This is a genomic window from Bacteroidota bacterium, assembly GCA_016722565.1.
Taxonomy (GTDB): Bacteria; Bacteroidota; Bacteroidia; order 2-12-FULL-35-15; family 2-12-FULL-35-15; genus 2-12-FULL-35-15.
Window position 1 is genome coordinate 544145 of sequence record JADKIU010000007.1, and the last position, 12306, is coordinate 556450.

General features: G+C 37.3%; 8 protein-coding genes. All 8 read left to right on the forward strand.

The features are described from left to right. Positions 1–340 precede the first annotated feature (340 nt). Positions 341–1150, forward strand: coding sequence for a helix-turn-helix domain-containing protein (locus IPP64_17220; protein MBL0331102.1), 810 nt, complete (start codon positions 341–343; stop codon positions 1148–1150). A 226-nt stretch (positions 1151–1376) separates the two neighbouring features. Next, positions 1377–6137: a T9SS type A sorting domain-containing protein gene (locus IPP64_17225; GenBank protein ID MBL0331103.1), complete on the forward strand. Its 4761-nt coding sequence runs from the start codon at positions 1377–1379 to the stop codon at positions 6135–6137. Positions 6138–6163: 26 nt separating this feature from the next. After that, positions 6164–6766: a hypothetical protein gene (locus tag IPP64_17230; protein ID MBL0331104.1), complete on the forward strand. Its 603-nt coding sequence runs from the start codon at positions 6164–6166 to the stop codon at positions 6764–6766. Between the two features lie 212 nt (positions 6767–6978). Further along, positions 6979–8178: a hypothetical protein gene (locus IPP64_17235; protein ID MBL0331105.1), complete on the forward strand. Its 1200-nt coding sequence runs from the start codon at positions 6979–6981 to the stop codon at positions 8176–8178. A gap of 146 nt (positions 8179–8324) precedes the next feature. Beyond that, positions 8325–9488 (forward strand): hypothetical protein, encoded by a 1164-nt coding sequence (locus IPP64_17240; GenBank protein MBL0331106.1) that lies wholly within the window; start codon positions 8325–8327, stop codon positions 9486–9488. A 263-nt stretch (positions 9489–9751) separates the two neighbouring features. Next, positions 9752–10042, forward strand: coding sequence for a DUF1272 domain-containing protein (locus tag IPP64_17245; GenBank protein ID MBL0331107.1), 291 nt, complete (start codon positions 9752–9754; stop codon positions 10040–10042). 135 nt (positions 10043–10177) lie between these two features. After that, the gene (locus tag IPP64_17250) at positions 10178–10963 is read left to right on the forward strand and encodes a hypothetical protein (protein MBL0331108.1); all 786 of its coding nucleotides are present in this window, start codon (positions 10178–10180) and stop codon (positions 10961–10963) included. A 52-nt stretch (positions 10964–11015) separates the two neighbouring features. Next, the gene (locus IPP64_17255) at positions 11016–12215 is read left to right on the forward strand and encodes a M48 family metalloprotease (protein ID MBL0331109.1); all 1200 of its coding nucleotides are present in this window, start codon (positions 11016–11018) and stop codon (positions 12213–12215) included. Positions 12216–12306: the final 91 nt, after the last annotated feature.

The window sequence follows — 12306 nt, forward strand, 5'->3', positions numbered from 1 at the left end:
AATTTACTTCCGTTATTATTCGTGTATAAACGAGTAGAGACAGTGATACATGGATATTTTTGAGTGTCTATTATTTTTTTGTACGTTTGCAACGAAACCTATCTAACATACAGTCAATAGGTTTTAATTATTTCAAGATTATCTTGTATCCTATTTTGATAATCTCGTTATAGGAAAAACTTTATTTATAGTCTCTACTTCGAATAAGATAAAAAGGCGAATTGTATTTTAATTGTGCTGTTACTTTCGATTCCTATTTTTGGAAAAGTAAACAGAGGTATTCTTATTGGAGAAAATTCTAAAAGAATACGTAACAAAATCAACATAAAACAAAAAACTGATGTCAGAAAAAATCAACATTCCGCAAATCTCACAACAACGATTTATTGAATTATGGGAAGAAACAAGGACAGAAACGAATGAAGACGAACACAAAATTTATAAATTTTTCAAACCTTATATTGAAAGCATTCCGCGATTAACTTTAGGGGAATATTATTGGCAAATTTTTAGCAATTCACAGCCCTACCCTAAAATTCTAATGGCTGATGGTGCTGTAAATAAATTAACCCCCGTTGATGCAAAAGAGCTTGTGAATTCAAGCGTTGAAACATTTTTTTCATTTTATCATCCGGAAGATCTAACACATGTTCTTACATTTCTCTCAACAATCTTCCGAATAGTCATTGATGAAGAAAAAAGCAAAAGAAAAAATTACAATATCACAATCTATGCACGGATTCAAAATGGGAATGGGCAATATGTCTGGAATAGTATTCAATACCCTGCACTTTACTTTGATGCAAATGACAATTTTTTATATGGAATGGCGCTGTATACGAATATAAACCATTTGGTGAAAGACAATATTGAACCAATGATGACGGTACTTAACTCAACGGAAACAAACAATCAAAAACTGGTTCATTACTCGTTACACAATCTGGAAGGGAAACAAAATGAGTATCCAAACGTAAGCCCACGTGAAAGGGAAATTATTGCTTTGTTAAGCAGAGGCAAATCAAGTAAACAAATTGCCGATATTTTAAATCTATCAAAGAACACTGTTGATAATCACAGGCAACGTTTACTTAAAAAGTTTAATGTTCAGTCTTCCTCTGAATTAGTAACGAAAGCATTACTTTATTAAAATATAATTCGTTCCATTCGTTCATGCATCCTTAGCAGGTAATTTATTCCCTTTTACAGCCAACTGTTGGGTTGTTTCTTTTTTTATTTACCGAAGAAATATACATCCCACCTGAATTGATTGAACCACTCAATTAGTGATAAATCACTAATTTACAACGCACTATCATCACCTATCTTTGTTTGCAACTCAATTAAAACATAAATTGATTTTGCCAAAGATAGCTATGAAAAAAACACTACTTTTTATGCTGGTATCCTTACTGGCCTTCTCTGCTAAGAGTCAAATTGTTGCCGGAGATATTGCATTTATCGGATATAATGAAGATGCCCCGATTGATGGATTTTCAATCATTACCCTTACAACAATTCCGGGTAGTGCTGACATTTATTTTACAGATCAAGGAATAAATTCAGCTACTGCATGGAACGCAAACGGAGAAGATCATTGGCGCTTTACTGCTCCTGCCGCAGGAATTCCATGCGGTACAATCATTTCGTTTACAGAAAATGTAGCAGACGTTCTTACCATCACCGGAATATCGGGAGGTTCAATTGTGCATTTGCAAGGCACCGGTTTGTTTAATCTTTCCGCTGGGGATCAACTGATCGCCTACACCGTTACTACTCCCGGTGTACCTGTATCGCTTTCTGGTGCAACTTTTATTGCAGCAATCACAACTGATGATGGTAACGGAACTCCTACTTGCTTGGATGGCGTTACCGGATGGAGTTCATCGAGCGGCTGTATTGGTACAAGCGTAAGCCGAAGTCTTGTACCTCCCGGGCTTACAAACGGAGTGAACTGCGTCTCTATTTATCCAACAATTGGTACTGAATTAGATAATTCAAAATACAATGGAACGCTTACTGGAACATCCACTGCAATAAGAGCAGCAATAAATAATCGTGCTAATTGGATCGGAGACGATGTAACAAATTATAATATCAGTCCGGCCGGCTACCCAAGTCCAAGTATAATTTGTGGTTCACCTTGCCCAACCGTTTCTCCTACACTTGTTTCACAAACAAATATTTCTTGCAATGGAGGGAGCAATGGAGCAGCAACTGTATCTGCAGTTGGAGGAGCATCGTTCACCTATAATTGGGCACCCATTGGTGGTACAGCTGCTACTGCCACTGGATTATTTGCAGCAACCTATACATGCACCGTTACGAATGAATGTGGCAATACTGCAACACAATCCGTTACACTATCACAACCTGCTGCTTTAATTGCATCAGCTGCTTCACAAACAAATGTTTCTTGTTTTGGAGGAAGTAACGGTGCAGCTTCCGTTTCTGTGAGTGGTGGAACAACGGCATACACGTACAACTGGACACCGGGCAATCCAACCGGTGATGGAACCGTTTCTGTTACCGGATTAACTGCTGGTACATGGACGTGTACTGTTACCGATGCAAATTCGTGTACAGCAACGCGAACATTTAATATTACAGCACCTGCTGTTTTAGTTGCAACTGCTGCTTCACAAACAAATGTTTCTTGTTTTGGTGGAAGTAACGGTGCAGCTTCCGTTTCTGTGAGTGGTGGAACAACGGCATACTCTTACAACTGGACACCCGGCAACCCAACAGGTGATGGAACTGTTTCTGTTACCGGATTAACTGCTGGCACATGGACATGCACTGTTACCGATGCAAATTCGTGTACAGCAACACAAACTTTTAATATTACTGCACCTGCTGTTTTAGTTTCAACTGCTGCTTCACAAACAAATGTTTCTTGTTTTGGAGGAAGTAACGGTGCAGCTTCCGTTTCTGTGAGTGGCGGAACAACTGCATACTCTTACAACTGGACACCTGGCAACCCAACAGGTGATGGAACTGTTTCTGTTACCGGATTAACTGCTGGAACATGGACATGCACTGTTACCGATGCAAATTCGTGTACAGCAACACAAACTTTTAATATTACTGCACCTGCTGTTTTAGTTGCAACTGCTGCTTCACAAACAAATGTTTCTTGTTTTGGTGGAAGTAACGGTGCAGCTTCCGTTTCTGTGAGTGGCGGAACAACTGCATACTCTTACAACTGGACACCTGGCAACCCAACAGGTGATGGAACTGTTTCTGTTACCGGATTAACTGCTGGAACATGGACATGCACTGTTACCGATGCAAATTCGTGTACAGCAACACAAACTTTTAATATTACTGCACCTGCTGTTTTAGTTGCATCGGCTGCTTCACAAACAAACATTTCTTGTTTTGGAGGAAGTAACGGTGCAGCTTCCGTTTCTGTGAGTGGTGGAACAACCGCATACTCTTACAACTGGACACCCGGAAATCCTACTGGTGATGGAACCGTTTCTGTTACCGGATTAACTGCTGGTACATGGACATGTACTGTTACCGATGCAAATTCTTGTACTGCTGCGCAAACATTTAATATTACATCCCCATCGAGTATTTCGGTAACCACTTCTTCTCAAACAAATGTTTCTTGTTTTGGAGGAAGTAATGGTGCCGCTGCTATTAACACACCAACCGGAGGTGCAGGTGGTTACTCTTACAACTGGACACCCGGAAATCCTACAGGTGATGGAACTGTTTCGGTTACTGGATTAACTGCTGGAACATGGACGTGTACTGTTACCGATGCAAATTCGTGTACAGCAACACAAACTTTTAATATTACATCCCCATCGAGTATTTCGGTAACCACTTCTTCTCAAACAAATGTTTCTTGTTTTGGAGGAAGTAATGGTGCCGCTGCTATCAACACACCAACTGGAGGTGCAGGTGGTTACTCTTACAACTGGACACCCGGAAATCCTACTGGTGATGGAACTGTTTCGGTTACTGGATTAACTGCTGGTACATGGACATGCACTGTTACCGATGCAAATTCGTGTACAGCTACACAAACTTTTAATATTACGGCACCTGCTGTTTTAGTTGCATCAGCTTCTTCTCAAACAAATGTTTCTTGTTTTGGAGGAAGTAATGGTGCCGCTGCTATTAACACACCAACCGGAGGTGCAGGTGGTTACTCTTACAACTGGACACCCGGAAATCCAACAGGCGATGGAACTGTTTCTGTTACCGGATTAACTGCTGGAACATGGACATGTACAGTTACCGATGCAAATTCGTGTACTGCAACACAAACTTTTAATATTACTGCACCTGCTGCTTTAATTGCATCGGCTGCTTCACAAACAAACATTTCTTGTTTTGGAGGAAGTAATGGTGCAGCTTCCGTTTCGGTGAGTGGGGGAACAACTGCATACTCGTACAATTGGACACCCGGAAATCCTACAGGTGATGGAACTGTTTCTGTTACCGGATTAACTGCTGGAACATGGACGTGTACTGTTACCGATGCAAATTCTTGTACAGCAACGCAGACTTTTAATATTACTGCACCTGCCGTTTTAGTTGCAACTGCTGCTTCACAAACAAACATTTCTTGTTTCGGTGGAAGTAATGGTGCAGCTTCCGTTTCTGTGAGTGGTGGAACAACAACATACTCGTACAACTGGACACCCGGAAATCCTACAGGTGATGGAACTGTTTCGGTTACCGGATTAACTGCTGGAACATGGACATGTACTGTTACCGATGCAAATTCTTGTACTGCAACACAAACTTTTAATATTACTGCACCTGCTGTTTTAGTTGCATCGGCTGCTTCTCAAACAAATGTTTCTTGTTTTGGTGGAAGTAATGGTGCCGCTACTATCAACACACCAACCGGAGGTGCAGGTGGTTATACTTACAACTGGACACCCGGAAATCCTACAGGCGATGGAACTGTTTCTGTTACCGGATTAACTGCTGGTACATGGACATGTACTGTTACCGATGCAAATTCGTGTACAGCAACGCAAACTTTTAATATTACAGAACCTGCAGCTTTAATTGCATCGGCTGCTTCACAAACAAACATTTCTTGTTTTGGAGGAAGTAACGGTGCAGCTTCCGTTTCTGTGAGTGGTGGAACAACCGCATACTCTTACAACTGGACACCGGGCAACCCAACTGGTGATGGAACTGTTTCTGTTACCGGATTAACTGCTGGTACATGGACATGTACTATTACCGATGCAAATTCGTGTACAGCAACACAAACTTTTAATATTACAGAACCTGCAGCTTTAATTGCATCGGCTGCTTCACAAACAAACATTTCTTGTTTTGGAGGAAGTAACGGTGCAGCTTCCGTTTCTGTGAGTGGTGGAACAACCGCATACTCTTACAACTGGACACCCGGAAATCCAACAGGTGATGGAACTGTTTCTGTTACCGGATTAACTGCTGGCACATGGACATGTACTGTTACCGATGCAAATTCGTGTACAGCAACGCAAACTTTTAATATTACATCCCCATCAAGTATTACAGGGACACAAACGATAACAGTGTGTTCTGGTCAATCGATAACAATCGGTTCGAATACATATTCGGTAGCAGGTGTTTATACAGATGTATTAACTGCTATAAATGGTTGCGACAGTACAGTAACAACAAACCTGATTGTTAATAGTGTAACCGACATTACAACAACTACAACAGGAGCTACGATTATGGCGAACAATGCATCTGCCACTTACCAATGGCTAGATTGTAATAACAGTTTTGCTATACTACCGGGTGAAACATCACAGTCATTTTCTTCCCTTTCAAATGGTAGTTTTGCTGTTCAATTAACTCAAAGTGGATGTATCGATACGTCAACATGCGTTTTAATTACATCTGTTGGTTTAGCTAAAAACTCCTTTGCGAATAGTTTCACAGTTTTTCCGAATCCAACTACAGGGAAATTACGAATTGAATTCGAAAACAATCAGAAAGAATTGACACTTACTTTGTACTCAATCACTGGCAAATTGATAAAAGAGGAAATCGTTTCGAATCAAGCATTCACCAATTTTGAAATTGATGGATCTGCCGGCATTTACTTGCTTAAAATTACAAATTCGAATTTCGAAGAAGCACATCTTCGTATTATAAAAGAATAACGATAACAATTAACAACTTTTGAAAAATGAACTATTTATTCTTATTCCTATCATTCATTATCACAACCAGCTATACGTATGCACAAACTACTGGTGAGTATAAAACTGAATACAAAGAGTATATTGGACCAAGCGCTGACATCCTTCGCTACTGTTATGTTTGGGATACTAAGTCTGGCAATGCTGTTCGATATTACTTTACCGCAGAAAGAACATGGGTGAAAGGGAAATCCTTGTTACCAACTAATCCATTGAATGTGAAAGGCACTGATATTGGAGAAGTAATGTTGTGTACATCAGAATATCCCGACTCGAAAGGAATCATTAACAAAGTAGTTTATTATTATAGTACAAAAACAGGGAAAGTAGTACGGTATTATTTATCAGAAGCCGGGAAATGGGAGAAATCCACTGCTGAGCTCGATAATCCAATTGAATCCTCCCAAACTAAAGTTGGAGAACTGACCATGAATGCGATTGAATATTACAATGCGCAAGATGTTCAATTCAGAACATTGTTCTTTTGCAATACGATTACCGGAAAAACAGTACGCTATTATTTTAGCCATGAGCAAAAAAAGTGGTTAAAATCAGATGTTGCACTTCCCGACAATCCAACCAAACAATAACTTTCAGTCAAAAATTAAACGCGGATTAAATTGACATCAGTCTAACCAGTTATTTCCCACGGTTGAAAGTGTGATAATCAAACAAAAAAGGGAAAATAAGTCCAAGTAACAGCCGTTTGGCAATATGAATTTATTCAAAATACAATATACTGTTTTTAGGAATGCAGAAAGATAGAAATGAAGTACGATTCAAAATTTTTCAATTTAAAAAGGTGAAATTATTTTTTATTTTAATTGTGACGACATTCGGATTAACAATTAAATCTACCGCACAGAAATACGGACTATACTCAAACGACAGCCTGCTTCTTCAGTCGAACTACCTTCAGGAAACCATTAAATTAAATTTACATTTTCCAGAAACATATAATTTTTCAGCCGATTCCACCCATTATCCAATTACAATTATTTTTGATAGTCAGAATGAACAAACCTATTCACACATCCTTAATTCCTTTGACTTACTCACTAACGAAACACAAATTCCGGAAACAATTATAATTGGCATTCCCTTTAATTTTGAAAACAGATTATATCTAACATCTAATCATAAAAAAGAAAACGACTCATTAAGTGGAATCGAAAGAATGGAATTGTTCTTGTTCTCTGAACTCATTCCTAAACTTCAAAAGGAACACAAAGCAAATCGTTTCATAAGCATTATCGGTCATTCCAGAACCGGATATCTTGTAAATTATCTGTCGTTTAAAAGAGCAAAAGAAATTAATATTGCAATATCGTTAAGTGGTTTCTATTCAGAGCCTCCCCTATCGATAACTAAATTTTCGAATTTTTTATTGGACTCCACTAATTTCCCAAACAGGTTTTCCTATTATTGTTCAGTTGGAAATACGTTAGAAGAATCAACCTACTTAGAGGAATATCAAAAGTTACTGGTCAAAACGTCACCATCCAAATTACCAAAGAATTTGAAAATGCAAGGACGAGAAAATCAATACTCCAATCACATCACGAATTATTGGCTTTCGGTCCCCCCCATTTTAATCGATGCTTTTTCTGAGTATAATTCGATTCTGGACAATTGGTTTTATAACAGATTAAAGAAAGAAAAAATGAAAAATCCGGTCGAACTATTTAAAAGAGATTTGGAAATAGCGAGTGAGAAAATTGGTATGGAATTAAAACCAAGTTTGACACATATCTTTTCATTAGCAAGTCATTTTGGTTATCAAAACAAAGAATACAAAACAGCATTTGAATTTTTGGACTTAGGCCTTCGCTATTATCCATCTTACCTGGAATTCTATCAGGAAATCATTGAATACCATCGAAAACTAAACCAGCAAGAGAAAGTGAACTACTATAAACAAATTCTTTGCGACAAAACATTGTCAAATCCATTTATTAGTGAGTTTAAACGAAATGAATTGTTGGAGTACCTGGATGAATAATTGAGATTGTATTGGCAAGATTATTGCTAGTAGACAACGGTTTTGCAACAAATTTTCTAGAACCGGAAACAACACAGAACAACTGCATTTATTCTTGGTGGATTCTTGTATTGAATAAAAATTACTATAAAATAACATCTAAAATTATGAAACTAATTTACACACTCTCATTGCTATTCATGACCGTTCTATTGAATAGCCAAACTAACTCCTTGATAATAAATCCCGGCATTTCTTTGCCGAAAGACAGCGTTGAGCGTGAAAAGTTAATTCGTTCATTGAACGAATTTTTGAAAGCAGGACAAAAACCAAATGAGGAAAATAAATTTGTGTTCGAAGAAGAAAAAATTGAAACATTTATTTTGCTTGACGAAATTAATGGGATAGAAAAAAGCGAAACATTTAATATTAGTGATTTTTACAAACCTTATTTGACCAATATCATTTCTTTAAAAGAAAATCAATTTTTAATCTCCATTTCATACATTGGCGTGAATGAAAACAAAGCAATGTTAAGAGCCAGTTTTACGCTAATTGGTCATAAAACCGGAGATTCATACACATTTTCATCTTCCCTATTACGGAATACAGAAAACTGGAAAGTTGAAAAAGTAGGGAGTCATACTTTTCATTATCAAAACACAATTAATAAAAAGAATGTTTCTGAATATGGCAGATTGATCACCTTATACGATACAAAATTGAATGTTCCGAATCACCCAACTGATTATTATCTTACAAGCAACATTATTGAACTTCAAAAATTAATTGGGGTAGATTATAAATCCGACTACAATGGAATAGTCAATAGTATTTGGACCTCTTCCCTGGGAAATAGAAAATTAATTGTGTATGGAAATAACAATTCAAAATTTGATAGTTTTGATCCACATGATTTGTTTCATGACCGACTGAGTTTAATGATTCCAAGAAACAAAGTCAACAAACCTGTTGATGAAGGGTGCGCCTATCTATATGGTGGAAGCTGGGGACTAAGCTGGGAAGAAATTTTCCGAGCATTTAAGGAGCAAGTCGCTAGCAATAAAAAGATGGACTGGAAAGATGTAAAAGAGAATCCGATTTACTTTAAAACAAAAGAATTTAATAATTCGGCAGACTATATTGTGAATGCGCTATTGGTAAAAAAAATAGAACAAGAGAAAGGCTTTGCTGGTGTTTGGGAACTCCTGAATGTGGGACCCGTTGAAAAGGGGAATGAAAAATATTACCAAACGCTTGAAAAGCTAACAGGAATTACAAAAGCGAATTATAATGAAAAAGTTTGGGAACTAATTAATAAAGAAAAATAATAAATTAATACGCTTGGTGTTACGAATGACAAATCAAAGTTAGAACCAACTAACATGGAGGCATTTAAAATAAAATTTGAACAACAAATAGATCTAGAAATCAACAACAATTAAAAGCAAAAAATCAAAACCTATCATTTTGGGTGTATAAACCTGCAAATCCGGTTTCCACACCGCAAGATTTTTGAAAACAATCGAAAAGGGTTATAAAAAAGTTTTAACTTTCGTGAGAATGAATCGCTGAACTTAAAACAAAAGATTTAATGCTCCAACTAAAACCCATTTGCGAAAATTGTGCAAAGTTGTTACCGAACGACAGCACCGAAGCAATGATTTGTACCTATGAATGTACGTTCTGCACCACCTGTGTGAACGATATTCTTAAAAATGTTTGTCCGAATTGTGGTGGTGGTTTTGAAAAACGTCCTACCCGTCCGACTGCCCTTTTACATAAAAACCCTGCAAGCACAAAACCGCATCACCAGCCTATCAACAAAGAAGCGTTCCAACTAAAGCTTGATAAATACAAAGACATTGCACCTGAAAAAAGGTAAAATTTACCTGCGTTATTATTCGTGTATAAATGAGTAGAAACGTTTATACACGGATATGGATTTTTAATGTAACTTGTATACCGTTTAAAAAACACAACAATTAGAAACAACTACTAGATCCTATTCACATTCACCATGAAACAATTCCAACTCCTCTTCGCATCTTCCCTTTTCTGTATACTCACCAGTTGCTCCCATGAAAGATTGGAAGAAAAAGGATTTCCGGTGCGACCGGTTACTGACGAAACAGCTACCGAAACGCAAAACGGTTTAAACAAAGATTCTTTAAAATTTGAAACCCGCCCCAGTGGTGTTTTACTCACCGGCATTCCGAATGTTCGGTTAACCACCCTTTACAAAGTGAATATCAATAAAAGAGACAATTCCACCTTTATCGGCTCCAACAGTTTTCATTACCGTTACGAAGACGATGAAACCAACATCGGAAACAATTGGCACAACAATTTAATGCCGGGTATTGAAGCTGTTTATGGCTACAACCTGGTGAATGTTTCTCATTACGACATTCTTGAAAAAAAGCAAAAAACATTTTTTGAAAAACCCGTTTTAATCCGCACCCTCTATTTCCCTTCCTTCTCTTCGGATACATTAAATACCGTTCCGGTGAAAAGAGACTATTTCATTCTTTCGGTTTACAATGACGATACCAACAAAGATGGATACATCAACCTCAAAGATTTACGAAGAATGTATTTGTTCAACATTCATGGTGAAAAACAAAAAGCCTTGATTCCGGAAAACTATTCGGTGTTTCAATCGCAATACGATTCTGCCAACGACTTTATGTATGTCTACGCACAACTCGACAGCAACTATAACGGAAAACAAGAAGTTGGAGAACCCATTCATATTTTTTGGATTGACTTAAAAGATCCGACTAAAACCGGAAGACAGTATTAAGAAGATCTAGTATCAGAAAGTTTGCAGCTAATCAAATAAAAAAGAAGTACGAATGAAAAGTAAAGAAATCAAACTTTCTGCGGAGTTTAAATCTCAGGCTACAAAAGCAATTGTTGCTATCTGCATTTTTGTGTTCACCTATTTAACCATTTTACTGTTGGCAGTTGGATTTACCATCCTGTGCATCATGGGAGGAATTTACATCATTGCAGCCAAACCAATGATTCTGACCATTGCCCTGGGGATTGGACTTGCGAGTTTGGGTGTGTTGGTATTAATATTTTTACTGAAATTTATTTTCAAATCGCATACCGTTGACCGCTCCCATTTAATTGAAATCAATGAGCAACAAGAACCTAAATTATTTAGCATGATTCAGGAAATTGTAAAAGAAGTCGGCACCAGCTTCCCAAAAAAAGTATATTTATCAGCAGATGTCAATGCATCTGTATTTTATGATTCCAGTTTCTGGAGTATGTTTCTGCCGGTGAAAAAGAATTTACAAATCGGATTGGGATTGGTGAATACCATCACCAAAGAAGAGCTAAAAGCAATCCTCTCACATGAATTTGGTCATTTTTCTCAAAGAACCATGAAGGTGGGAAGCTTTGTCTACAATTTAAATCAAATCATTTTCAACATGCTATTTGATAACCAATCGTATACAAATCTCATTCAAACCTGGTCGGATGTAAGCGGTTACTTTTCAATATTTGTTGTAATTGCAGTGAAAATTAATGAAGGAATACAATGGATCTTAAAGAAACTCTATGAAGTGGTTAACAAAAGCTACATGGGACTTTCCAGAGAAATGGAATTTCATGCCGATGAGATTGCTGCGAGTGTGACCGGATATGAGCCACTTAAAAAATCGTTGTTGAGAATGACCTTGGCGGACAATTCGTTTAACAATGTATTAAACTATTACAATGAAAAGATTTCTAAAAATATAAAAAGTGAAAGCATTTATCAGGACCAAACCGCTGTGATGTATTTTCTTGCAGAAACGAATAGCTTTCCCATTGCAAATAGTCTTCCGGATATTTCTATTGAGGAACAAAGTAAATTTGATAAATCAAAATTGGTGATTAAAGACCAATGGGCATCCCATCCAACAGTAGAGGAACGAATAAAACGACTTGAACAAACAGGTAATATAAGCACCGTTCATTCCGACACACTTGCCAATGATGTATTTGTGGACATCGTTAAATTGCAGAAACAATTGACGAAAAAGTTTTTGAATCGGTAAAATACAAAGGTGTTGCAAACGCTATTTCCTCGGATAAGTTTATTGAAGATTATAAACAAGAGGCTTTATCCAATTCGTTTTCAAAAAAATA